16 protein-coding genes are annotated in these 25,009 nt (G+C 43.3%); 12 read left to right on the top strand and 4 right to left on the bottom strand.

The features are described 5' to 3' along the window. Positions 1–1,043 precede the first annotated feature (1,043 nt). From DW083_RS15450 to DW083_RS15435, 4 genes are all read left to right on the top strand, one after another. Complete coding sequence (locus tag DW083_RS15450; RefSeq protein ID WP_122332987.1) at positions 1,044–4,088, top strand: SusC/RagA family TonB-linked outer membrane protein; 3,045 nt, start codon at positions 1,044–1,046, stop codon at positions 4,086–4,088. A 14-nt stretch (positions 4,089–4,102) separates the two neighbouring features. Next, positions 4,103–5,824, top strand: coding sequence for a RagB/SusD family nutrient uptake outer membrane protein (locus DW083_RS15445; protein WP_122332986.1), 1,722 nt, complete (start codon positions 4,103–4,105; stop codon positions 5,822–5,824). A gap of 106 nt (positions 5,825–5,930) precedes the next feature. Then, complete coding sequence (locus DW083_RS15440; RefSeq protein ID WP_122332985.1) at positions 5,931–7,703, top strand: DUF6057 family protein; 1,773 nt, start codon at positions 5,931–5,933, stop codon at positions 7,701–7,703. A 3-nt stretch (positions 7,704–7,706) separates the two neighbouring features. After that, complete coding sequence (locus DW083_RS15435) at positions 7,707–9,167, top strand: PD40 domain-containing protein (RefSeq protein ID WP_122332984.1); 1,461 nt, start codon at positions 7,707–7,709, stop codon at positions 9,165–9,167. 852 nt (positions 9,168–10,019) lie between these two features. On the opposite strand, the gene DW083_RS15430 is transcribed toward DW083_RS15435, so the two are convergent. Beyond that, positions 10,020–11,306 carry a M64 family metallopeptidase gene (locus tag DW083_RS15430; RefSeq protein WP_122332983.1) on the bottom strand — a complete coding sequence of 429 codons (1,287 nt, stop codon included), beginning with the start codon at positions 11,304–11,306 and terminating at the stop codon, positions 10,020–10,022. 89 nt (positions 11,307–11,395) lie between these two features. On the opposite strand from DW083_RS15430, the gene DW083_RS15425 reads away from it, so the two are divergent. Continuing rightward, on the top strand, positions 11,396–11,872 hold the full coding sequence (locus DW083_RS15425; RefSeq protein WP_122332982.1) for a pyridoxamine 5'-phosphate oxidase family protein: 477 nt from the start codon (positions 11,396–11,398) through the stop codon (positions 11,870–11,872). Positions 11,873–11,978: 106 nt separating this feature from the next. On the opposite strand, the gene DW083_RS15420 is transcribed toward DW083_RS15425, so the two are convergent. After that, the gene (locus DW083_RS15420) at positions 11,979–12,611 is read right to left on the bottom strand and encodes a peroxiredoxin (protein WP_115498125.1); all 633 of its coding nucleotides are present in this window, start codon (positions 12,609–12,611) and stop codon (positions 11,979–11,981) included. 148 nt (positions 12,612–12,759) lie between these two features. On the opposite strand from DW083_RS15420, the gene DW083_RS15415 reads away from it, so the two are divergent. The 5 genes from DW083_RS15415 (at position 12,760) to DW083_RS15395 (ending at position 20,689) form a co-directional block, all read left to right on the top strand. Further along, complete coding sequence (locus tag DW083_RS15415) at positions 12,760–15,420, top strand: TonB-dependent receptor (protein ID WP_122332981.1); 2,661 nt, start codon at positions 12,760–12,762, stop codon at positions 15,418–15,420. Between the two features lie 39 nt (positions 15,421–15,459). After that, positions 15,460–16,848 (top strand): hypothetical protein, encoded by a 1,389-nt coding sequence (locus DW083_RS15410; protein WP_122332980.1) that lies wholly within the window; start codon positions 15,460–15,462, stop codon positions 16,846–16,848. A gap of 10 nt (positions 16,849–16,858) precedes the next feature. Further along, positions 16,859–17,872 (top strand): metallophosphoesterase, encoded by a 1,014-nt coding sequence (locus tag DW083_RS15405; RefSeq protein ID WP_122332979.1) that lies wholly within the window; start codon positions 16,859–16,861, stop codon positions 17,870–17,872. 171 nt (positions 17,873–18,043) lie between these two features. Then, positions 18,044–19,897 (top strand): HAMP domain-containing sensor histidine kinase, encoded by a 1,854-nt coding sequence (locus DW083_RS15400; protein WP_122332978.1) that lies wholly within the window; start codon positions 18,044–18,046, stop codon positions 19,895–19,897. Between the two features lie 15 nt (positions 19,898–19,912). After that, on the top strand, positions 19,913–20,689 hold the full coding sequence (locus DW083_RS15395; protein ID WP_122332977.1) for a GDSL-type esterase/lipase family protein: 777 nt from the start codon (positions 19,913–19,915) through the stop codon (positions 20,687–20,689). A gap of 81 nt (positions 20,690–20,770) precedes the next feature. Here the strand turns inward: DW083_RS15395 and DW083_RS15390 are convergent, their stop codons facing one another. Together DW083_RS15390 and DW083_RS15385 are read right to left on the bottom strand one after the other, a co-directional pair. Further along, complete coding sequence (locus tag DW083_RS15390) at positions 20,771–21,253, bottom strand: ferritin (protein WP_115498128.1); 483 nt, start codon at positions 21,251–21,253, stop codon at positions 20,771–20,773. A gap of 152 nt (positions 21,254–21,405) precedes the next feature. Continuing rightward, positions 21,406–21,834, bottom strand: a complete 429-nt coding sequence (locus DW083_RS15385; protein ID WP_122332976.1) for an Hsp20/alpha crystallin family protein — start codon at positions 21,832–21,834, stop codon at positions 21,406–21,408. A gap of 242 nt (positions 21,835–22,076) precedes the next feature. Between DW083_RS15385 and DW083_RS15380 the strand changes: the two genes are divergently transcribed. Together DW083_RS15380 and fucP are read left to right on the top strand one after the other, a co-directional pair. Beyond that, positions 22,077–23,570, top strand: coding sequence for a DUF4153 domain-containing protein (locus DW083_RS15380; protein ID WP_122332975.1), 1,494 nt, complete (start codon positions 22,077–22,079; stop codon positions 23,568–23,570). Between the two features lie 5 nt (positions 23,571–23,575). Beyond that, a complete protein-coding gene (fucP, locus tag DW083_RS15375; protein ID WP_122332974.1) occupies positions 23,576–24,808 on the top strand; it encodes an L-fucose:H+ symporter permease in 1,233 nt (410 codons plus the stop codon). Positions 24,809–25,009: the final 201 nt, after the last annotated feature.

The following is a 25,009-nucleotide window of genomic DNA, read 5'->3' as shown; positions in this document are numbered from 1 at the left end:
ACTATCCTTTTTTCAAAGGGTCTTGATTTAAATGGATAAGCATAAATCTATATATTTCTTTGCTTACGTGACAAAGGAAGGCCTTATATTTGACGTAAACAAATAAAAACAATCTATTTTTATAAATATTGAATTTTCGGGGTTTTTAGACCGTAAATGCAGGTATATTATCAGCTTTTACCGAAATACAGATGTAACAACTTCGCTTTCGTATCAACTTCCAAGCCTGTACAAGACTATTATAGTAGCGATAGATATTCCAAGAAAGTTAATGAAGTTCCCCCCCCAAGAAATATCGGGTGAGCCGCTTTTTTTGGTCTGAAAAATACGTTTTATACAATAAGTCCTTGAATATTGAAAAAAGTATCCATGCCCATCCATCTAAAATTTCATGGGCATGCAATCCAATTTCCATGGGCATTGATACGGGCTTGGAGTATTGATGCGTTAGTCTAAAAAAATGAAAAGAAATAAAATGTTGGATAAAGTGAGGGTGTGGTATTAGATAAGTTTTGAGCTACCGCAGTCTTTACAGAACTAAGTCGGCATAGCCTCTCTTTTAGGCCCATTTATTGAAGCTGATTTTTATAATAAGGCTTTTTTAGGTAAAGAAATTATTCGTACCCGCATAAATAGTTACATTGTAACGTGTTAACTTCTATATCTTGACGTTTTCTCGGACAGCCTTGTTTAATTTTAGAAGAACAGGCTTCTTTATTTAAATATTTTACTTAATTTTGTAGCGGATAAAAAATGCTTCTTCTAAGAAGCGGCTCAAGGAAAGATATTGAGGGGGTACTTTTAATATTTTTCTTATAGCTGTGTACGATAAATCAATAAAATAACCTTAGTTCTGTAAAGACTATGGTAACTTTTGGTTAAGTATATTATATAAAAATGCGTGTAAAATTCTAAAAAAAACGATAGGCCTATGAGATGAATGTGTAAAAAACTTATCAAGAGGTTGATTCCTCTACAATGAGCTGATGAAGCTTTGGATTTTAAATCTATTTATTATTAACCTTTTTATAATAATACGAAAAATGCAACAAAAACAGAATTGTGACTTTCCCTCAGGATGGAATGGTTCAATATCTCGAGTAACGAAAATCACTTGCGGACTACTCTTTTGCTTGACTACAGGAGTCTTTGCAGCGGGTGAAAATGTTGAATTGTTAACTTCAAATCGAATCGAAAATGCAGCGCCTGACCAAGTAGGAAAAACTGTTACTATTATGGTTCAGGACGAAATGGGGCCTGTCATTGGGGCTAACGTGGTGGTGAAAGGAACGACAAACGGAAACATCTCAGATGTAGACGGAAAGGTCATCCTGCAAAATGTTCCGAACAACGCGACCTTAGTGATTTCTTATATCGGATATATCACTCAGGAAGTAAAAGTCGGCAGTCTCTCGACAATCAATGTGAAATTGGTTGAAGATACTAAAACACTTGAAGAAGTAGTCGTAATCGGTTATGGCTCTTTGGATAAAAAACAGGTAACCAGCGCTATCACTTCTTTGAAGGCAGACGATCTGATGGTTGGTGTCAGTGGCGCCGATATTTCGGCTTCCCTGCAAGGTAAAATTGGCGGTTTGGTGATGTATAATTTAGGTAGTGCCAATGCCGGAACAACTTTCCAGTTACGTGGTATGACTTCTATCAACTCCGGAAAATCACCTCTTATCGTGATTGACGGTTTCCCAGGTGGTGATATTCGTTCACTGACACAGGATGATATCAAGTCTATTGATGTTCTGAAAGACGGCTCTGCCGGCGCTATTTACGGTACTCGTGCGGCTTCCGGTGTGATTTTGATCACTACCAAGAGCGGTTCGGACACGAATGGGAAAGTCAAGCTGACGTATAGTAACGAATTCACGAAGAAACAAAACTACAACGCTCCCGAAATGCTGTCCGGGCGTGAATATGCCGAACATAATATTGGTACGGATTACGGTTCGGATACAAACTGGTGGGACGAGATGATCAATAAAGATAATTTCTCGCAAAAACATCATTTGGCATTGGAAATGGGTACGGAAAAAGCACAGGTTTATACCTCTTTCTTTTATGAAAAGAATCAGGGTATTGCCTTGCAGGACGAACGCCAGGATTATGGCGGACGTGTGAATGCGTCTTTCAAACTGTTCGACGACTGGTTGGAAGTCCGTCCGGTTATAGACTATCGCCAGGCTGCCCGCAACAACCACTTCCCGAATTTCCAGCAGGCCATGCGTAACAATCCAACCCGTTCGCCGTACGATCCGGAAAGCGAGACCGGTTATAATGTGTGGCTCAATGAGTCGTTAGACTATAACGTAGTGGCGGATGTTATGCTTGCTGATTACTATGGATTGGATAAATGGTTCAAGCCGGAAGTAAATTTGAAATTGAATATTAAACCTATTCCGGGCTTAAACTATCAGCAGGTTATAGGTTATGAAAATCGCCAATGGGAATTACACGAATATTGGCCCAGAACACATCGCGACGAGATGGACAACTCACGTAAGGGACATGCTCATTTGTATTTTGAAAAAAAGGAACATTTGACATCAGAAGGTTATTTTTCTTATATAAAAGATTTTAAAGGAGGGCATAACCTAAATGCGACAGCCGGTTATTCTTATTTTGAGTATAACAAGGAATACTTCGGTATGGATAATTACAATTTTTCTGTCGATGGTATCAAGTATTGGGATATGGGACAGGGTAGTTATCTGTCTGATGGAAAAGCCGGGATGACTTCCAATAAATCGGTTACGGAACGCCTGTTCTCTGTTTTTGCCCGTGCCAATTATTCTTATCAGGATAAATATATGCTTTCCGCCTCTATCCGTCATGAAGGCTCTTCCAAGTTTGCTGCTGACAACCGCTGGGCGAATTTCTGGTCTGCAACGGCGGGCTGGCGTATCTCGAACGAAGAATTCATGAAAGACTTCACTTGGTTGGATGACTTGAAGATTCGTTTCGGTTATGGTGTTACCGGTAATAATGACTTTAGTGCGACTTATATGGCCAATATGTTAGGCTCGGATACGAACTGGATGTTGCCGAACGGTACGTGGGCTTATTCGTATGGAAAGTCGCAAAATGTCAATCCGAATTTAGGATGGGAAGAAAAGAAGGAGTGGAACCTGGGTGTCGATTATTCTTTCTTTAATGGCCGTCTGTATGGTAAGTTCGACTACTATCGGCGTAAGGTGGAGAATCTGTTATTTGAAGTGAAGGTCCCGCAACCGCCTTATACGCAGGGAACTCAAATGCAAAACATCGGTAGCATGGAAAGTAAAGGTTGGGAATTTGAAGTAGGTGGTGACATTATCCGTACGAAAGATTTCAGTTGGTCTTCCAATATAAACCTGAGCCACAATAAAGGTAAGATCCTTACTTTGGAAGGCGATAACTCGTATCATAACGGTAACGGTTTCGTCGCTCCGGGAACTCCGGGCGATGCCGCTCGTATGGAAGCAGGATCGACAATCGGTTCATTCTATATTTGGAAATTTGCCGGATTCGATGATGATGGCAGTTTCCTGTTGTACAACAAGGATGGCGAAGTGATCCCGGCTGCCCAGAAAACGGAAAACGACAAACAGTATATAGGCAACTATACTCCGAAATTGATTATCGGATGGAGCCATACGTTGACGTATAAGAACTTTGATTTAGGCATCAATTTGCGTAGCTGGATTGATTTCGACGTGTATAATACTATTAATATGTATTACGGCATCCAGGGACAAGGTAACCTGAATGTATTGAAAGACGCTTATGGCAAGTTCAACCATATTAAAGGTGAAAAGCAGGTTTGCGACTACTACTTGGAAGATGGTACATTCCTGAAGATCGATGCCATTACTTTGGGCTATACACTCCCGATGAAGAAATATACGAATAATTTGATCGATCGCATCCGTATTTACGGTACGGTAGGAAACGTATGTACGATTACGGGTTATAGCGGTATGAATCCGGAAGTCAATATTACCGGTTGGGATCAGGGTACGGAAAAATTCTGGGATACAGAACGCTTCTATCCGGTTACCCGTACTTGGACATTAGGTATGCAGTTTAACTTCTAATACAAGATTGTAAGATGAAAAAGAAAAATATATTCCAATTGTTTTTAGCCGGAGTGATCTGCCTGCTGTACACTACTTCGTGTAGCGTTGATCCTGAGTTTTATTCGCAGGTGGTTCCGGAAACATTCTATAGTTCTCAAGATGCCGTATGGCAGCGTTTCAACCGTCCGTTTACACACTGGCGTTGGTATATTGCCCATGATGAACCCCGTTGGGCGTTGCAAGAGTTGGGAACGGATGAATATTGTCTGCCGACACGCGGTAGCGACTGGTATGACGGGGCGAACTATCAGAAGTTCCACCATCATGAATATACGGAAGATATGACACGCGTAGAAACAGGCTGGACCAACTTCGCGATGGGTGTCGCTTTGTCTTGGGATGCGTTGGAAGATCTGGAAAATGTCGATTTCGATGCGCTGGGCTTTCCGGAAGGTACACGTGAATCCATGTTGAACCAGCAGCGTACGTTGGCTGCCTCATTCTATATAGACGGCTTGGATTTCTTCGGTGGAGTACCTTTGTACACGACGACCCAGAGCGAGGTGAAAGGACGTTCGACAGATGTCGAGACTTTTAATTTTATCGATTCGTTGTTGAAAATAGCAGTTCCGAATCTCCCGATCAAAGAAGAATTGGGTGGAATGGAAACCGGTTCGATCAACCGTGCAGCCGGGGCGGCTTTGCAGGCTCGTTTGTATTTCAATGCCAAGTCTTATATCGGTAAGGAGATGTTTACGGAAGCGGCCCAGATTTGCCAGGATATCATTGACGGCAAATACGGCCAGTATGCTTTGGAATCGGATTGGACCAATATTTTCGGGTTCGACAATGAGAGATGCCCGGAAATAATCTGGTCTGTACCAAGCCAGAATGCAAAGACCGAGACAGATGCTATGTATTGGACGTGGCAGGTGCCTTACAATTATAAGAACTATTTAGGTGGTCTGGAAGGTTCCGGATCTAATAATGGTATCGGTTTGATTCCGAGTCTGGACCCGACCGGCAAGCGTTATCCGTATAAGTTGGGCGGAGCGTATGCCAAGTTCAATGACAAAGATATCCGGAAACAACCGTATGTATATGAAGGTAACGGAAAATATCGTGGAATGTTTATCGTTGGCAAATTGGTGAATCCGTTGAATCCTGAATGGGTTTGTACAGGTACGCGTGAGTATGCCGGTGAGGTCATCACGGTTGTCGACCAGGTAGCTTATTTTGCTAAAGTGGGAAAAGACCCGCAGTATCCGGATCTGGCTTCCTTGCCTTCTACGATTGCAACTGCTGAAGAAAACTCCTGTGTACGTGTGACGAAACGCAGCCCGCGTCCTAATCAGGATGAGTTTAAGCGTAAAGGTGATCCGGATTGTCCTGTTATCCGTTTGGCTGAAATCTACTATATGTTGGCAGAATGTAAAATGCGTGCCGGTGACAAGCAAGGAGCAGCCGATCTGATCAATACGGTTCGTAAACGCTACTTTGAAGACGGAGTCGATCCGGATCCGGTGACTGCTGCCAATCTGGATAAATACCGTATGCTGGATGAATGGCAATTGGAGTTTTTAGCTGAAGGACGCCGCCGTACGGACTTGATCCGCTGGGATGCTTATGTGACGGAAGACTGGTGGGATCATAAGGCGACTAACAATCCGAACTTCAATCGTTTCCCGATCCATTACAGTTTGATCGGCGCTAATAACCTGTTGGAACAGAATCCGGGTTATGGTAGCAAATAAGACATAAATAACGATCAGTTCTTTAGATCTCTGAAAGGGAGAGGAATGGCTGCGGATAAGCGGCATCCTCTCTTCTTTTATTTTCAATCTGAAATAATGTTGCTATATGAAATGGAAAACACTTGCTTTCTGGTTGTTTGTCTTTACCGGGATTTACTTTTTCTTCTGCTCTTTTAATCCTTATTTCTATGGGCGGCAGGAAGAAGTGCAATTGTTTTTTCCTGAATGTAAAATCATTTGGGAGATGCTACGTGAGCCAGGTGGTTTTTGTACGGTTTTAGGGCAGGCAATTGTGCAATATTATCCTGATTTGTCGGTGGCTTTGATTATTAATAGCTTCTTACTTTGTACTATCGGTTTTCTTTGTTATTCACTCCTGCAGGAAATAGCACCACGTGTTTATAACTTATTTTTAGCTTTAGTTCCGGTTTTCGGATTGATGAGGGTTCATATTCGTCCCGAATACGTGTTGGACGGGACGATCGGACTTTGTCTGATGATGCTGTTATTGTATGTTTTTGTACGTGTCCGGAAGGTGAGGGCGCGATTTTGGTATGGAGTAGGCAGCACTGTGGCGCTTTATTTGCTGGCCGGGCAGTTGGCGGCGCTTTATGGGATCCTATTGGTTGTTTTGAGTTATTTATGCGGACGGGAGAAATGGTACCATTTGTTTGTTGCGTTATTGGCTGGGGTAGCCTTGACTTATGCCGGTATTCGCTTGGCTATCTGTATTCCGTTGACAGACGGTATTTATTCGGAGCGCTACCAGGAGGTGCAGATGCAGCCGGACTCTTATATCTATTTTGTATGGATACGTTTTACACTTCTCCTTTTTCTTCTTCTTTTGATTGGAACGGGTATGAAATATCTGCCTTGGAATAAAATTTTACAAAAGGTAATTGTGACTGGTTGTACGGTTGTTGTCCTTTTCTTTTTTTCCTCTTTCTGTTTACCGAATCAATATGATGTGCAAAACATGTTGATGGATGAATTGTCCGACCTGCAGCAGAAAGGAAATTGGGATGCGATCATTCAAATGCATCAGGGGAAAAAAGTAAGAAATTATATTAGCCTTAATTATCTGAATATGGCATTGGCGCAAAAAGGTCGTTTAGGGAATGAGCTGTTTCATTATGATCAGAGAGGCCCGCTAAGTCTTTTGGCTTCCTGGAACAGGACTTACTATATGAGCTGCCTGTTAAGCGATATTCATTATATGATCGGCGATATCAGCCTTTCCGAAGGATATGCAATGGAGGGCCTGACGCTTGCTAAACGGGGCGGGAGTCCTCGTATGCTTCAGCGATTGGTGAAAATCAGCCTGATACGGAATGATTTTGATCTGGCAAATAAATATTTGGATATACTCGCCCGGTTACCCCATTATCGCCGGTGGGCGGAAATATATGAGGATTATGTTTACCACCCTGAAAGAATAAAGCAGGATAAAGAACTTTCGGCAAAAACTCTGTCTTCATCCCGGCCGGATAATTTGCTTTGCCTGATTGAACTCGACAGTCTTTGGATGGGACATATTGAGGAATCTGGCACAAACCGGATTGCATGGGAGTATTTAGGTTGCTCTTATTTGTTGGCAAAGGAGATGGAGAAGTTCAAAGCGTTTTTGCTACGTACAGGACTACTTCCGGAGGGGCAATCTCTTCCTGTCCATTTTCAGGAGGCAGCTTTAGTTTTGGCTGTAGAAGATGTTTCCATACTCGATACCGTACCGGTTCGTACTGAAATCTTACAGCGATATAAACAATTCCAGAAAGATATTTTGAAGATCAAAAATAGTAGCGACGGGTTCGCCTGGCTTTATCAGCAATATGGGGATACTTTCTGGTTCTATTATTATTGTAAAAAATTGAATGGATAGCATATGAATTACCTGTATTCTATATTATTGGCTTGTGCGGTTCTTTTTTCTGCTTGTAACGAGGTCTTACCCGATGCGAAAATGGCGAAAGGAGAAGTTGAGATATTTCCGGACTATAAGGAGGTCACTATTCCCTGCAATATCTCCCCTCTGAATTTTAAACTGAAAGAGCCTTCCAAAGCAATCCTTCATTTATCGGGGAAAGATCAGCAAATACAGGTGAAATCCGATCAGGGTTCTTTTCTGATACCGGAGAAAAAGTGGCGTAGGCTGTTGGAAGCATCGGCTGGCGGTACAATAATGGCCAAAGTCTATATCTATAAGCATTATAATTGGTATCAATATGAAGCTTTTCCCATTCATATTGCTAAAGAAAAAATAGATCCGTATCTGGTCTATCGCCGTATCGCTCCTGGTTACCGGATGTGGAACGAGATGGGCATATATCAGCGTAATCTGGAAAATTTTACAGAGACTGCTTTCCTGAGTAATAAGCAAACGAACAATAGCTGTATGAATTGCCATTCCTTCTGTATGCAAAGCCCAGACCGGATGCTTTTTCACCAGCGTATGACACATGCCGGGACCTATATACTAATAAATGGCAAAATCGAAAAACTCGATACGAAGTTGGAGCAAACCATATCGGCATTGGTTTATCCCTATTGGCATCCCTCCGGACGTTTCGTGGCTTTCTCAACGAACGAAACGAAGCAAGATTTTCATCTTTCGGATGCCAACCGGATAGAAGTGTTCGACAACAGATCGGATATTGTCGTTTATGACATCGAAAAGCATGAGGTTTTTACTACTCCGTTACTGTTTTCCGGGGAGAACATGGAAACTTTCCCAGCTTTTTCGCCGGATGGAAAGCGGTTGTATTTTTGTTCTGCACCGGTTAGGCAGATGCCTGAATCTTATCGGGAAATCAAATATAATCTGTTGAGCATAGCGTTTGATCCGGAAACCCGCGTGTTCGGACATGAAATAGATACGCTTTATAATGCCGTCCAGGAGGGTCGGAGTGCTAAATTTCCACGTATCTCTCCCGATGGTCGTTATTTGATGTACACGCTTTCGGATTACGGTAATTTTTCTATCTGGCACAAAGATGCCGATTTACGTCTGTTGGATTTGACTTCAAATAAAACAGATACTTTAGCGCAGGTGAATAGTGATGATGTAGAAAGTTACCATTCGTGGAGTAGTAGTAGCCGGTGGTTTGTGTTTAGTAGCCGGCGGGAGGACGGATTATATACGCGTCCTTATATTTGTTATGTCGATAAAAATGGCGAAGCAGGGAAACCTTTTTTATTGCCTCAAAAGGAACCGGACTATTATGAGTTGTCACTCTTTTCTTTTAATATACCGGAGCTTGTTAAGGGGGAAATCAAAACAGATACTTATAAGCTGATCGATATTAGCAAATATGGGGCAACGACCGGAATCTCCTTTGTAAGATAATTAGCTCCTCTGCGAATACACATATAAGCATCTACTTAATAATAGATTACGGCTCAGTTTAAACCTGGAAAGAAGTGAAGCTGTTTCTAATTATTTAAGAAAAAACATCAAAACAACTACCACCTACCACCTTTTTGCGCATGTTGCTGATAATTATATAATTATCGGGTGGTAGATAGGTGTTAGGTAACCTTTTTACCGACACCACCTGACACCCGATCAACATATTGTCATCTATCTGCTTCGCTTCGTAGGAAACTAATCCGTTTCCAACTATCAACTAAGTCAAAGCATACAGTAAACTATTGTGTAAGATATTGTGGACTGTTCATACATAGTACTACCTATCGCATATAGGTAGTTACTACGTATCGGCAACAGGTAGTAACTATGTATCGCCTATAAGTAGTAACTACCTGTTATTAATGACTGATATGCCGTGACTTAGTTCACTGTTGTTTTCGGATTAGTTTACTGTATGTTTTGACTTAATTTATAGGTAGGGAGGTGGAATTTATATGTATGTTGGTCGGTGTTGGTAAAAAGGTACCTACCACCACCTACCACCTACCACCCACCTGACACCAGGTGAACTGATTGATTATAAACTATATAACCACAAAAGGTGTTAGGTGTTGGTTCAATTACACTTTTTTTTTCAAAAAAGTATCAAATAGAGTCGGAGAGACCAGATAAAGATGGGAGATGGTTTGTTTCTAAAAAAAACTGAACCGCCTTGTTCCCGCGTCGGAGCGCGGGAACGGGATAGCTCAAAACTGGCAAATAATGAATTTATTTATCCCTAATGATTATCGGGTGAGCCCAAAACAGGCTTTACTTCCTGATTAATGACTAATATTCTTTATCAGTCAGGAAATCGATCATCCGTATGATTGCGCGGCTACATGCCGGGCAGAACGGGGCGTAATCGCGCATCATGCAGTGATCCATAGGACGGTAGATACCTTTGGAGATGTAGCCGCCGCCTTCGAATACGCCGGCTTTATCTTTGTGCGCTGCGTCGAGTGGGGTCGGAACCGGAGTATTGGCCGGCAACAGGTCTTTCCATTTGCTGTCGAAGTCGACCAATGTCGTGATGTTCGGTTCCCACGGTTCGTATTTCAGGTTATAAAAGTCCTGGTAAGCCACTTCCGAAGAGAAATACTCGTCAGCTAATCCGGCAAAACTATGTCCGAATTCGTGTGTAAAGACATCCGGAGTGCGAGGATTATCGGCTGTTCCGCAAGCATAGAAGTTATACATACCGCCACCGCCGTACATATCCGTATTGATCAGCAGGAAGACCGCATCGCAGGGTACGTTCCAAACGGCATCGCGGATCGGTTTCATATCTTGGGTCGTCAGGTAACGGTCTACTCCGAACGTGTAATAACCGGAGTTGAGAGCCGTGTTCTTGAAAATGCCTTTGCCGGAAATATCCGTACCTGATTCTTCTGAAACCAGTTCGACAGCCCAGACATTGAAGTCATTGCGACGTGTTGTGAAAGGAGGAGTTGCGAATAATGCCTCCGTGAAGCGTTTGGCATCAGCTACGAATTTCTCCTGTTCGGCAGCCGTGTAACCTTCCGCGATAAAGACGAGGTCTACTTTTTCCGATGAATCCCCGTTATTTTGTATCTGATAGACTTTGTTCTCTTTTAGTTTTCCCCTGTCGATAAAGATACTTTTCGGATCGACTTCCTGTTTCAGCAGTGGGTGGAACTGCATATCGGCTTTGTCCCGTGCCGTGATTTCTACATAAACGGGAGCTTTCGGGTAGGGGATGGAAGCGCTGTTCGTCCAGGACTGTGTTTCCGTTTTAGCCTGTTCCGTCGAACGCCATTCTTCAAACAAGGTGTTGAAGCCACGTGAATAAATCAACTTATTGCTCGCTTTGTCATACACGTTAATATAGTAACCGCCATAATTGAACTTATCGATCAGGTTCTTTACCGGACCGCCCCATGTCGGTTCTTCGCGTAGCTGCTGGATGGCCGCTGCCTGGGATTTGAGATTGCCGCTTAGGGCAAAATCAACCCGGAGACTTTTCTTTTCAAAATATTTATCGAAGTCATTCTGTGCAAATACAGAAATGCTACAGAGAATGGTGATAAGCAAGAGTGAAATCTTTGTTTTCATATTAGTATGCGTTATATGTGTAATTCATACTCGCAAATATAAGGTTTTTTGTAGATTTGCCAGATGATATGCTTAAATATGTAACAATTATGTTTCGAGAGATAAGAAGAAAAGACCGGGTATTAGATGAAGAAGGTATAGTAGAGTTACTGGAAACGGGTGAATACGGCTTCCTTTCGATGGTGGGGACGGATGGCTTCGGATATGGGATTCCGATTTCTTTTGTAAAGGAAGGAGAGAGCATCTATTTTCACTGTGCACCGGAAGGATATAAATTGGAATGCCTTCGGGAGAACCCGAAAGTGAGTTTCTGTGTAGTAGGAGAAACGCGTGTTATTCCGAATCAGTTTACAACGGCCTATGAGAGTGCACTTGTATTCGGTACGATGCAGTTGGAACTTTCGGAAGAAGAGTGCAGGCATGCATTACGTCTGCTGGCAAAAAAATATTGCTCCGGTTTTGAAGCGATAGGAGAGAAGTATATCGATAAATCTTTTCATCGGACGAATGTCTTGCGGTTGGATATCGAACATATCTCTGGTAAATGTAAAAGAATAAAGGAATAAAAGAATTGGCAGTGACAGCCGACTGCTTTTCCCAAAAAGGTTTGGCGACCAAAACAGAATATACCAAATCAACGGCCAACTGTCAACTGCTTTTCTCTATTGTGAATCAGTGTTTGCTCAGATATCCGGAAACACCTTCGTTCGTTGCCTTCATCGCGTCTTTGCCTTTCGACCAGTTTGCCGGACAGACTTCGCCGAACTCTTCGAAGTGCTGCAAGGCGTCTACCATACGGATCGCTTCGTCCACGTTACGTCCTAACGGCAGGTCGTTGATTACATAGTGACGGATTTTGCCCTCCTTATCGATCAGGAACAGGCCCCGGTAAGCAACAGGGGCGCCTGTGGCAACCAATTCGCCTTCTTCGTTAGTCAGGTAGTCGGCTGCCAATACGCCGTAGTTTTCTGCAATTGTTTTGGAGAAGTCTGCAACGATCGGATATTTCACCCCATGAATACCACCTTTGTTCTTATCCTGATTCAACCATGCAAAGTGAGAAAATTCGGAGTCGACGGAGCAGCCGACCACTGCAACATCGCGCTTCTCAAATTCACCCAGTTTTTCCTGGAAAGCGTGAAGCTCGGTCGGACAGACAAACGTAAAGTCCATCGGATAGAAAAACAGAACGACATATTTCTTCCCTAAGTATTGTTCCAGAGAAAAGTCTTCAACAATTTGATTACCGTTGATAACGGCGGGAGCATGAAACTCCGGCGCCTTTTTACCTATTAATGCTTTCATATTACTAATGTGTTTTTGTTTAACTATTCCCATAACAAGATAATGCCCTCCTTTGTTGGATAACGGCTATTGTAATATAATTGTAAAAAGAATGAAGTATAGTTGTTATTCTTACACTCTACTTTTGCGGCGTAAAGAACAACAAATAATGAAGCATATTCTACTCGTTTTAATTCTAATCCAAAGTACAGCCTCTCTGGCTGCTACCACAGTAAAAGGTTTGGTAAAAGATGCACAGACTGGTGAAGAGCTTATCGGTGCAGCTGTCTATGTAAAAGAAAGTCCCGGAACAGGAACTACAACCGGTTTGGACGGGACGTTTACCCTGAAGAATGTCCCGGAAGGGAAAAGCGTGACATTAGTGTGCAGTTATATCAGTTATGAAACACAGGAGCAAAAAGTGAATACTCTTTCCGGTCAGGATGTTGTGTTCAAGATGAAACCTTCGGCAATGGATCTGGAGGGTGTCACGATCATAGCAACGAATCCGGGACGAACCGAAGCCGGTGCCCGGGGGATTGAAAAACAGGCAATGAATGTTGTTAACGTCATGAGTGCAAAAGCTATCGAACTTTCGCCCGACATTACGGTTGCCAATGTTATCCAGCGTATGTCCGGCGTGACGGTCGAACGCAATAGTAGCGGCGAAGGACAATACGCCATTCTGCGGGGTATGGACAAACGTTACAATTATACGTTGGTGAACGGAGTGAAGATTCCGAGTCCTGATAATAAGAACCGCTTTGTTCCGCTGGATATCTTCCCTTCTGAAATGCTGGACCGTTTGGAAGTGACCAAATCTTTGACCGCTAATATGGAAGGAGACGGAATCGGGGGCGCTGTCAACCTGATTATGAAGGACGCACCTTCCGAACGCCAGTTTACGGCAAATCTGTCGACCGGCTATAATGCGATGTATTTCGACCGTGACTTCCAGTCTTTCAATCGGGGGGTGATCGTAAAGAAATCTCCTTATGAAGCGATGGGGAAACCGGACGATTATAAAGTGACAATGGAGGATTTTACGACTGCCAACCTGCACATGAAATGGAAGAAACAGTTGCCTGACTTGACTGGCGGTCTTTCTTATGGCGACCGTTTCTTTGCTGATAAATTAGGGGTTATGTTGGCAGGAAGTTATCTGAATACAAATCGTGGAAAGGAGAGTCAACTCTATTATCAACCGGGGTCAAGCCATAACGGGATAGAGTATCGTAATTATTCTTCCCGGCAGACACGTATCGGTGCGCATGCCAAACTGGATTATTCCATAAACAGCAATCATAAGTTGGCATGGTATAACGGTTATATGGACATGAGCGAAGCCGAAGTTCGTGACGGGGAAGATGAAAAAGAGCGCGCCGTCCGTATGCGATGGAATCATCAATATATTATCAACTCGACCTTAAAAGGCGAACATGTATTCCTGCATGATGGGGCTTTGCGTCTGAACTGGTCGGCTGTCCTGTCTAAGGCATATAGCGAAACTCCCGACAATGCGGAAATCTATCTTCTCGGTTCGCACATCTCTTCTACGGATGCGGCCAAACGCCGTTGGGAACATAACTCGGATAAAGACAAGGCCGGATATCTCGATTTGATGTATAAGCTGAAACTTGATGGAGGAAAGAGTGTTGATTTCTCCGCCGGCGGTATGTTCCGGGATAAGAAACGCGACAGCTTCTTTAATGAATATACATTCAACTCGGCTACCGGAACCCAAAATCCGCAGTACATAGACAAGGATTGGTATAACTTTGATGAAATACAGTTTGTGCCCCGTCCTTACGGGAATATCGGTGATCCGCTGAATTATGATGCAACGGAAAAGATCGGAGCCGGATATGGAATGGTAAAATATACATGGGACAAGTGGGAACTGATCGCAGGTGTGCGTATAGAACATACCGACCAGGGATATGTCCTGAAATTCCCGCGCGATGTCGATCCGGAGGGTAATCAGAATTATACGGACATATTGCCGAGTTTCCATGCCAAATACGGCATCCATCAGAATGTAAACCTGCGTTTCTCTTATGCACGGGCCATAAACCGTCCGAGCTTTTTCGAGATTGTTCCCTATAACATAATCAATGAAGACTATAAGGAAAAAGGGAATCCGGAGTTGAAACATACGGTTGCCGACAATATCGATTTGAGGTATGAGTTTTTCCCGAAATCTTCCGAACAGTTTATGGTGGGCCTGTTCTATAAAAACATTCAAGACCCTATCGAATACGGTTTGCTGAATGAAGGGCAGGATACCTATTACAAGCCAATGAACTTCGGCGATGCGCGGAACCTTGGGCTGGAGGTGGATATTATGAAATACTTCAACTGGTTCGGAATAAAAGCGAACTATACTTATACGCATTCGAAGGTTACAACGGATAAGCGCATCATGGAAGGCTCGGATGTAAAGTCTGTAAGCCAGTCCCGTCCGTTGTTCGGACAGGCAGCCCATGTAGCGAACCTCTCTCTTCTTTTCAAGAATGTCAAACAGGGTTGGGAGGGACAGTTGTCCGCCAGCTATACCGGCAAGCGCTTAAGTGATATCTCTAACTGGTTTGATGATGATATCTGGGAAGACGGCTATACCCGGTTGGATGCTTCGGTAGAGAAGAACTTCAAAAACGGGATAAGCTTGTTCGGCAAGGCTTCCAACCTGTTGGATATACCGGTGTTACGCTATATTCAAAACGGACCTCATACGGAAAGTGTGGATTCCGACCGCCATAAAGGAAATGTGATCGAACGGAAAGAATGGCACGGGCAATCCTTCATGATCGGTATCAGATATAAACTTTAAATAACAATTATATTAATATTTACATTAAGTATTTATTTTATGAAATTCAATGCATTATTTGTAAGTGCAGCCCTAATGACAATGACTTTGGCTGCTTGTAGTGAAGACGATCCAATTAATCCGGATAATAACCAGGGAGGTGGCGGCGAAGAGCCAACGATAGAAACCGTGGAAGGAAATGTTGAAGGTACTTGGGAAGCAAATACCATCATCAATGTATCGGGCCATATTACGGTTCCGGCCGGTAAATCTTTAACGATTGAAGAAGGCGTACAGATTATTTTTGAAGATAAAGGTGTCGGTGCCAACCATGTACCCATCGAGTTTACGGTAGATGGCAACCTGTATTGTAAAGGAACTGCCGAAAAACCGGTCCTGTTCTCTGTTGCAGAGGAAGATCGTAAGAAAGAAAACATTTTCGCCGGTCTGTGGGGCGGCATCGTAGCCTCGAACAGCTGCGGGGAGATGCTGATCGATCATGCAATCATCGAATATACGGGTGGTCAGGTTGTAGAAGGTTCTCCGGCTGCAACTAATGGCATATATACTGCCGGTGATGATGCGTATCCGCAGATTACGACTAACAATATCAATGGAAAATATATTATTACCAACTCGGTTCTGCGTAACGGCTGGTCTGATGGTATCTATTTGATGGGCGGCCAGGCTATCATTGCCAACAATACGTTTGCCGCCAATGGCTACGATGGGGCGGAAGCTGTGAATGTAAAGGCCGGATGTGTTGCAGATGTAGCCGGTAATATTATGTTCAGCCCGAACACCAACGGTTTGAAACTTTCAAGTTCAGGCCAGAGCGAAACACGCGGAATGGCAAAGATCCAGGCCTATAACAATACGATCATCAACGCCGGATGGCGTCGCGACGGAGAGAAAGGTGGTTGCGTATATGCTGAAAAGAACGCTTTGGCAAATGTCTTCAATAATCTGATGGTGAACTGTAAGTTCCGTGCGATGACTCCCAGCTTCAAAAAACCGAATGACCCGGAAGAAGGATATAACAGCGAGTCTGTGATTGACTATAACTTCTATGCTTCCGGTAGCCAGAAGAGCGATATTGTCTATGAAGAAGAAAGTGGCGTTGCTTATGCCTGGGCAGGTTATAATTACGAACATAAAAATTATAATACCGGGGTTGTCGATGCGCATAGTGTGATTGCAACGGAAAATGACCTAAAGAACCCGCAATTTGAAAATTTTGATGTAAACGGTGTTGCTTTGACTGAATATGCTTATGAAGAAGGATGGGATTTCCACGTCAAATCCGGTTCTCCTGTCTTGACAGGCGCTTATAGCGGAACAGATGCCAATCTGACACCGTATTTTTCCTCTAACGGGTTGTCTGTAAACGGTGTGACATATAATTCACCGGCTGTGAAAGCACAGTATGGAGCCTTTGGTGTAAAATAAGAAAGCAAGGATGAATAGAAGAAATTATTTACAGACCTTGTCGGCCCTGTTTGCAGCCTCCGCTTTGGGAGGCTGCACTTCTGTTGACAAACAGAAAGAGAGGGCGGAAGACAAACCGAATACCGCCAATTCTGTTTCGGACGGAAATGCATTTGATATTCCGGCTTTATCTAAAGAAAGCAAGAATTTCTATTTAGTCAGCGATCTGGGGCGTAATGGCTATTACGAACAAAAAATGATTGCAGGACTGATGGGGAATCTGGCAGAGAAAATAGACATCGAGTTTATTGCAGCAGCAGGCGATACACATCATTTCGAAGGTGTAGCCAGTATAGACGACCCGCTTTGGATGACAAACTATGAACAGATCTACAGCCATCCCGAACTGATGTTGGAATGGTTTGCCATAAACGGCAATCATGAATATCGCGGAAATACACAGGCGGTGTTGGATTACAGCAAGAAAAGCCGTCGCTGGGTGATGCCTTCCCGCTATTATTCAAAAGTCGTGGAGGGAGGCGAGAATGAAAAGGCCCTGCTGGTGTTTATCGATACTCCCCCGTTGATCGATAAGTACCGGAAGGATACGGAGCAATATCCGGATGCTGTCCGGCAGGATATGAACGCCCAGTTACAGTGGATTGAAAAGACGCTTGCTGCCTCTACAGAAAAATGGAAGATTGTGATCGGGCATCATCCCGTTTATGCCGATACTCCGAAAAGCGAAAGCGAACGTGCAGATATGCGTAGCCGTCTGGAACCGCTTTTGGATAAATATGGTGTCGATATGTATTTTTGCGGACATATCCATAATTTCCAGCATATCCAGCCTGCCGGAAGTAAAGTCGATTATCTGGTGAATACTTCCGGATCGTTACCTCGTAAGGTGAAGGAGATAGAAGGGACAAAGTTCTGTAGTCCGGATGCCGGATTTACGATTGTCAGTATGGAAGACAATCAATTATCTTTTTACTTGATGAACGGAAAAGGGAAAAAACTTTACGCGTACAGCCGTACGAAATAGTATCACTGAAAAACACACACACTTATTTTCTTTTGTCCGGTAACATCCTTTGATTGAATAAGGATGGTGCCGGACTTTTTCTTTTGGTAATGTTATTTAAGTCCAATATGTGTCCATTGTATTCAAACTTTGATTTACTTTGCATAAATCCTATACAAAACACAGAATATCATGGATGAGACTTCAGCTAAACAAATACTTTTAACAGACTTCTTTACTTATTATCCGGCAGGGGGAGCCTTGTATGACAGTGAGGGCGCTTTGTTGGAAATAAATAAAATCATGTATGAGAAGTTTGCTATTACGGATAAGCATGATTTCGTGTTGAATAATCTTTTTGAGACGGATTATTTATCAGACTTGCAGAAGAATCATCTGAGGAGTGGAAGTGTGTTGGCGGGTAATCAGCCGCTTGGATATTCCATTATTCCGGGGTTTGACAGCGAGGGGAATACTATCGGTTACACCTTGTTGTTGACTGATACCGAATCTTACAATCCGGATCGGGATATGATGCGGTATGACAGCAAGATGAAGGAACTGAAAGATATCTCGGATAAGGTCGCCCAGTCTGTCCCCGATACGATCCTTTTGATTAATAATCAGTTGGTGGTAGAACGTATTATCACTTATGCTTCCGAAACCTGCATCACGCCGGAGGCCTTGAACCGCCGTATAGATGACCTTCCCGGATTTATCTATCCCGAAGCCATAAAAAGGAAGATCGCTTCTGTTGTTCAAAAGAGCCTGGACACTTCAGAAACGGCCAATATGGAATTTTCAATTCCCGGGCACGATGCACCGGTTGTCTATTTTAAGTTGAGGCTGGTCCCGATTCAGCACAAATATGTGGTGGCTTATATCCGGAATGTCTCGGATATGGTGGAGAAGGAAAAGGAAAACCGGCATTTGTCTCACCAATTATCCGAAAGCCGCAGCATGATGGAACTTGCTCTACGGAACAGCCATATTTCGACTTATTCTTTTAATTTCGACTTGTTCCGCACCTGTGATAAGGAGAGTTGCAACCATTGCTTTCAGTTTTACGGTGCAAATAATGAATTGTTGGAACGAAACCGGTATATCTGCCGTGCCTTGTCTGTGTTGCGCCATCCGGAAGACCGGCAGGATTTCTTTCTTTTGTTCAATGAGATCCGCGATAAGAACCTGGAGGAACATTCGGTTAACTTCCGTTTGAAAAACGATTATGATGACCAATACCGGAGTTATGAAGTTATCGGTAAAGCGCTGGAAAAGGATGCTGAAGGCAAAACGAATCTGATTGTCGGTTGCGTGATCGATAACCAGAAACATGTGGAATATGAAAATTCACTGATTAAAGCCAAAGAGAAAGCAGAAAACGCCGATCTGCTGAAATCGACATTTCTTGCAAATATGACACATGAGATCCGTACTCCTTTGAATGCGATTGTCGGTTTTTCCGATCTGTTGAGCTTGGAAGAAGATCCTGAGCTTCGGGAGACTTATACGGGACTGATCAAGGCAAACAACGAATTGCTTCTAAACCTGATCAATGATGTCTTGGATATATCGAAGATCGAGTCCGATATGCTGACATTTACTTATACAGATGTTCATTTGCCTTCGATGATGCATGAAATACATCAGACGATGCAATTTCGTGTCCCGGAAAACGTCACGCTGATATTGGACCCTTGTCCGGTAATAACTTTAAATGCAGATAAAAACAGGGTTATGCAAGTGCTGATCAATTTACTGACGAATGCAACCAAATACACGGAGAAAGGAAATATCCGCTTCGGTTATGGCATCCGGCGTAACTTTGTCCGCTTTTATGTTACCGATACAGGCCGGGGCATCCCGAAATCCGAATTGGGAAATATCTTCGGCCGTTTTGTCCAGTTGAAAGGAAATAAACAGGGGATCGGTTTGGGCTTGGCCATCTGTAAAGGGCTGGTAAGTAAAATGGGAGGAACGATATCCGCTACTTCTGATGTGGGAAAAGGATCGACATTTAGTTTTACGTTACCGTTAAATCCGTGATAATCATTAAATGTCATGAAAAGAATTCGAGTAATAGTCAGCTTGTTGTTATGTATAACGTTCTGTAGTTATGCGTTGGGAGAGGAAAAGAAAAATCTGAATATTGTCTTTATCGGGAACAGTATTACGCAAGGAGCCTTATTGGAAGATCCGAGGCATGATGCGCCCCCTGTGAAGGCAGCCCTTTATCTGCGTAAACAGCCGACGGGCGGGACTGTCCGTTATTCCAACCAGGGTGTGAGCGGAAGCACGACTCTCGATTTTCTGCCCCAAAACGAATCTCTTTTCCCGAAAGTTGTACAGGTAGCCGATCAGTTCAAGGATGAGACGTGGGCAACTTTGATTTTTTCCATTATGCTCGGAACGAACGACAGTGCCATTACCGGCCCGAACGGTGCTCCCGTTTCTCCTTCCGATTATTACGGGAATATGAAGTCGATTGTCGACAGGCTGTTAGCACTGTATCCGGATTGCAAGATCGTATTGCATCGTCCGGTCTGGTACAGCCCGAATACTTACAACGGTGCTAAATATCTTGAAGAGGGATTGAATCGTCTGCAAAGCTATTATCCGCAGCTGCAAGCGTTAGTGCTCGATTATTCCAAACGTTTCCCCGGACAGGTCTTTATGGGTGATACGGAAGGCTTCGATTATTTCAAAACTCATTATGAAACAGATTTATTCCCCGAAGAAGGAAATGCCGGAACCTTTTACCTGCATCCCAATAAAAAAGGCGCGGCCGCTTTGGGGGAGCTTTGGGGGAAAGCCATACAGAAAGTAATTGGAAATTGACAATGGACAATTGACAATTAAAAATGTGAGCGCGAAGCTAATTGTTCATTGTCAATTATCCATTGTCAATTGGAAAAAGATTTATCTTTTTCCCAGTCTATGGTCAAGGATGCCGACATGGCATTCGCCATAATTCTTCAACTGTTCTACGATTTCTTTGGCTGTGGATTCTTCTTCAACTTGTTCGCGAACGAACCAGAAAAGGAAGTCTCTTGAAGCGTGGTCTTTATCTTTTTCGGCGATATCGACCATTTTGTCGATCAGTTCGGAAACGTAGCATTCGTGTTTGTAGACATGTTCGAATACTTCTGTGACGCTTCCCCATGCAGTCGGAACAACATTGATTTGGCCGATGGTGACGTTGCCGCCCCGGTCGATAGCATAATCGATCATTTTATGGGCATGTTCCAGTTCTTCTTCCGCTTGTTTTTTCATCCAGTGAGCGAAACCGTTCAGTCCCAATTTCTTGAAATGTACGGACATGGAAAGATACAAGTTTGATGACCACATTTCTGCATTAACCTGTGCGTTAAATGCTTCAGATAATTTCTTGCTTAAAACCATAATTCTGTTTCCTTTCTTTCAGTTAGATTTATAATACAATACAATTTTATACAGGCAAAGATATAGATAAAAAAATAATGGTCTGCTTTAACCGGATATTATTTTTCCTATAAAACAAACCATTATAAGCTTTAGTTTATACGGGCGGACGATTATTTGATTTCAATAATCTTTTCAGCCTTCTTAATGTCTTCCTCACTCTTTTTCGGGATGATGATGTTCAACACACCATTCTCTACCTTTGCTTCGATTTTTTCTTTCTCGGCATTGTCAGGAAGAACCATTGTCTGTTGGAACTTGCTATAAGAGAATTCACGTCTCAGATAGCGTCCGTCTTTCTTGTCTTCGTTCTTTTCTTCTTTTTTCTCCATCGATACGACCAGATTGTCGTTTTCGTCGATACGGATGTTGAAATCATCTTTTGTCATGCCCGGAGCAGCAACTTCTACTCGATAGTCCTTTTCCGATTCAATCACATTGATGGCCGGAGCTGTAGAGTTTGCTTTAATCATCCAGTCGTTGTCAAACAAATCATTGAATACATACGGTAACCAACTTTGACTTCTTCTCATCGGTGTCATAATACAGTCCTCCAATTATTTAGTTAAACATTTATTTTATTTCTGCTTCCGTCTCGTTTCCGCCCCGGAAGCATTATACTTACTTCAAACAATATGCCAAAGCAAAAGGATGAAAATCTGACAGTTAAAGAATGTTTTAGTATGAGAAAGATTGACAGAAAATGAACCATTTTGGCAGATAGATGGAGGTGGAAAAGTAATAACTCTTATCTTTATCCCCTGATTCTTATATTATCAAGAGCATGAAAAAGAAAATAGAAGCCTTTATCGGGCGTTTGCATATTGCGGTCCGACATAATCCGGTCGAAGTGATCCTTGCAGCTTTGTTTTGCTGTTTTGGCTGTGCATTGTATGAGACGAATAACACAAGACTGATGGCCGTAGTTCCTTATTTTCCGGCTTTCTTCCTGATTACTTACAGTCTAAATTCACTGACGGAAGGAAAACGCTGGCGGTTCGCCTATTATTTGTCTTTGCTATTCTTTATACCGTTTTTCTGGAGGGAGAAAGATGCCTGGTCTGCCTTTTACTTGGTGACACTCGTCGTGGTCCAACTGCTTTATCTGGTTTGTGACTGGAGACGTGATAACGAGAGATTTGTCAGGAAAGGGCTTCGTTATCTCCGGGCCATGTGCTCGGCGGGATTATTAGCGATGATTGCCTGGCTATTGTCTGTGTCCATCTATTATTCAATTCAGTATATTTTTGAGATATGGCAATATGGAGACCGCCGGTTTATGGCATATTCGTCGAGTATTGCGTTTGCCGGTATAATGCCGTTGCTATTCCTTCTGTTTAACCAGGGGAAAGAAGAAGAAGGGAGTGCTGATAAATTGTTTAATGTTTTGCTCAACTATGTCCTCTCGCCGGCATTGTTGATATATGCGGTCATTTTGTATCTCTATTTTATTAAGGTGGCGGTTTTATGGTCTTTGCCTAAAGGGGCGGTTGCGTATATTGTCGTCAGTTTTATATCGGCTACCTTTATTCTGAAGGGTTGTCAGCCATTCCTGAAAAGAAGATATTATGACTGGTTCTACCGGCATTCCAGTTGGGTGGTGTTTCCTGCACTGGCCATGTATTGGATAGGGGTTTTCTACCGGATTAATCAGTATGGATATACGGAAGCGCGGGTTTATCTGGTCGCGGTGGGAGCTGTCCTGACAGGGATTGCCTTGTTGTTTTTGACCAGGCGTACGGGGCATTATCTGTATGCGGCCGTGCTTGCCGTCATTTTGCTATCGGCGGTAACGTATATACCGGGCATAACGGCAAAGGATATAGAACGGATTTCACAGGAGAAACGGGACAATTATCCGATCCGGGAAAACTTCGGAAATTATTATGAATACATCTCCATTTCGGATTATTCGCCTTTGGATATTACAGGCTATGAAACGCTTCAAGCCGTAGGCCGTTATGACGAAGGTCCTATAAACAGCATGATGCAGGCGGATACCTTTTATTTATGCGACAAAAACTTACAGGTGATTTTTGAAGAGGAAAAGGATTCCCTTCTTGTCCGGCAGATGGAAAAAGCAGGACTGGCTCCGACCGATTCGATTCCGGAAGATTTATATCCGTCTATCCTTCGACTGGATATGGATTCAGCCCTGTATGTATTTGGGGAGATTTCTGCTTATCGCAGTTCGCCGGATTCAGCTTATACAGTCTCGCATATGGGGGGAGGTTATTATCTGAAAAAAAGCTTACCTTTGCCGACTGATAACAAATAGCAAGCATGAAAAAGAATAATCAGAAAACTTTGTTTTCCGCACCCGACGGGAAGTCTTATCTGGTCCCGTTTCTGTTGATCACCAGCCTGTTTTTATTATGGGGCTTTGCTCATGGGCTGTTGGATGTATTGAATAAACATTTTCAGGGAGTCTTTACCATGACAAAAGCGGAGAGCGGCCTTGTGCAGTTCTCTACTTATATCGCCTATTTCCTGATGGCGCTTCCTGCCGGTATGTTCATGAAGCGGTTCGGCTATAAGAAAGGGATTATTTTAGGATTATGCTTGTTCGCCATAGGAGCGTTCGCCTTTATTCCGGCGGCTTATCTGCATTCGGCTTCCCCGTTTTTAGTCGCTTTGTTTGTGATTGCCTGCGGGCTGTGTATTTTAGAGACAGCGGCGAATCCTTATTCCACGGTTTTAGGACCGAAGGAGTCGGGTGCGCAACGATTAAATCTTTCCCAGTCGTTTAACGGATTAGGTTGGATTTTAGGTCCGCTGGTTGGCGGTATGCTGATTTTCGGTGGGGCGGAAGATGACCCGTTTACGCTGACAAAACCCTATATCCTGGTTGGTTCGATCGTCCTGCTGGTCGCTATTCTTTTCTTCTTTACCAAATTGCCGGAAGTGCAGGTGGAAGAAGAGACGGATGGGCATGTAAATGAAAATGCATGCCCATCCGCCGGAATTTCCATGTGGAGGCATCCGCAGTTTGTCCGGGCCATCGTTGCGCAGTTCTGCTATTGTGCGGCGCAGACGGGGATTTTTAGTTTCTTCATTAATTATGTGACGGAGGTCGATTCTTCTATGACGAATATCGAGGCTTCGCGTATCTTAGCTTTCGGAGGAATGGCATTGTTTATGATCGGTCGTTTGTCCGGCAGTTTTACGATGAAATGGATGAAGCCTGCCCGTCTTCTGACTTGGTTTGCATTGGCGGATGCGGTTTGTATGGCGTTGGTAGTCGTTTCCATAGGTACTATTTCGTTGTATGCCCTTTATCTGTCTTTCTTTTTTATGTCTATCATGTTTCCGACAATCTTCGCTCTCGGTCTGGAAGGGATGGGTGCTTATACGAAGAAAGCCTCTTCTTATATTGTGATGGGAGTGGCTGGCGGTGCCTTCGCCCCGATGTTGATGGGGTATATCGGTGCGGAAAATATGGCGATCGGATTCGTGATTCCGCTTGTGGCATTTTTATATATCCTGTTCTTTGCACTGAAATGCAAAAAGGGGTAGCAAAAAAGGGGGTTATTGTAAAAAACGTATTTTTCAGGCTCGAAAGATAGTTGAAAGCAAACAAATGTTAACTCGCTTTTCAGACGTCAAAAAGTGGCTTTTCCCCTTTTTTTGAGAGTTTTTTGCCATTACGACCGTTCTAATCTTCGCGAGCTGCCGAGTACATCACCCATTAGGACGGTCGTCGTGGCGATTACGACC

The organism is Parabacteroides sp. AF48-14 (assembly GCF_003477465.1).
In the GTDB taxonomy this organism is placed as follows: domain Bacteria; phylum Bacteroidota; class Bacteroidia; order Bacteroidales; family Tannerellaceae; genus Parabacteroides; species Parabacteroides acidifaciens.
This window is presented reverse-complemented; position numbering and strand designations above follow the sequence as displayed.

Coding starts and splice junctions, on each gene's coding strand:
- DW083_RS15450 (WP_122332987.1), top strand. CDS start 1,044: ATGCAACAAAAACAGAATTGTGACTTTCCCTCAGGATGGAATGGTTCA.
- DW083_RS15445 (WP_122332986.1), top strand. CDS start 4,103: ATGAAAAAGAAAAATATATTCCAATTGTTTTTAGCCGGAGTGATCTGC.
- DW083_RS15440 (WP_122332985.1), top strand. CDS start 5,931: ATGAAATGGAAAACACTTGCTTTCTGGTTGTTTGTCTTTACCGGGATT.
- DW083_RS15435 (WP_122332984.1), top strand. CDS start 7,707: ATGAATTACCTGTATTCTATATTATTGGCTTGTGCGGTTCTTTTTTCT.
- DW083_RS15430 (WP_122332983.1), bottom strand. CDS start 11,306: ATGAAAACAAAGATTTCACTCTTGCTTATCACCATTCTCTGTAGCATT.
- DW083_RS15425 (WP_122332982.1), top strand. CDS start 11,396: ATGTTTCGAGAGATAAGAAGAAAAGACCGGGTATTAGATGAAGAAGGT.
- DW083_RS15420 (WP_115498125.1), bottom strand. CDS start 12,611: ATGAAAGCATTAATAGGTAAAAAGGCGCCGGAGTTTCATGCTCCCGCC.
- DW083_RS15415 (WP_122332981.1), top strand. CDS start 12,760: ATGAAGCATATTCTACTCGTTTTAATTCTAATCCAAAGTACAGCCTCT.
- DW083_RS15410 (WP_122332980.1), top strand. CDS start 15,460: ATGAAATTCAATGCATTATTTGTAAGTGCAGCCCTAATGACAATGACT.
- DW083_RS15405 (WP_122332979.1), top strand. CDS start 16,859: ATGAATAGAAGAAATTATTTACAGACCTTGTCGGCCCTGTTTGCAGCC.
- DW083_RS15400 (WP_122332978.1), top strand. CDS start 18,044: ATGGATGAGACTTCAGCTAAACAAATACTTTTAACAGACTTCTTTACT.
- DW083_RS15395 (WP_122332977.1), top strand. CDS start 19,913: ATGAAAAGAATTCGAGTAATAGTCAGCTTGTTGTTATGTATAACGTTC.
- DW083_RS15390 (WP_115498128.1), bottom strand. CDS start 21,253: ATGGTTTTAAGCAAGAAATTATCTGAAGCATTTAACGCACAGGTTAAT.
- DW083_RS15385 (WP_122332976.1), bottom strand. CDS start 21,834: ATGACACCGATGAGAAGAAGTCAAAGTTGGTTACCGTATGTATTCAAT.
- DW083_RS15380 (WP_122332975.1), top strand. CDS start 22,077: ATGAAAAAGAAAATAGAAGCCTTTATCGGGCGTTTGCATATTGCGGTC.
- fucP (WP_122332974.1), top strand. CDS start 23,576: ATGAAAAAGAATAATCAGAAAACTTTGTTTTCCGCACCCGACGGGAAG.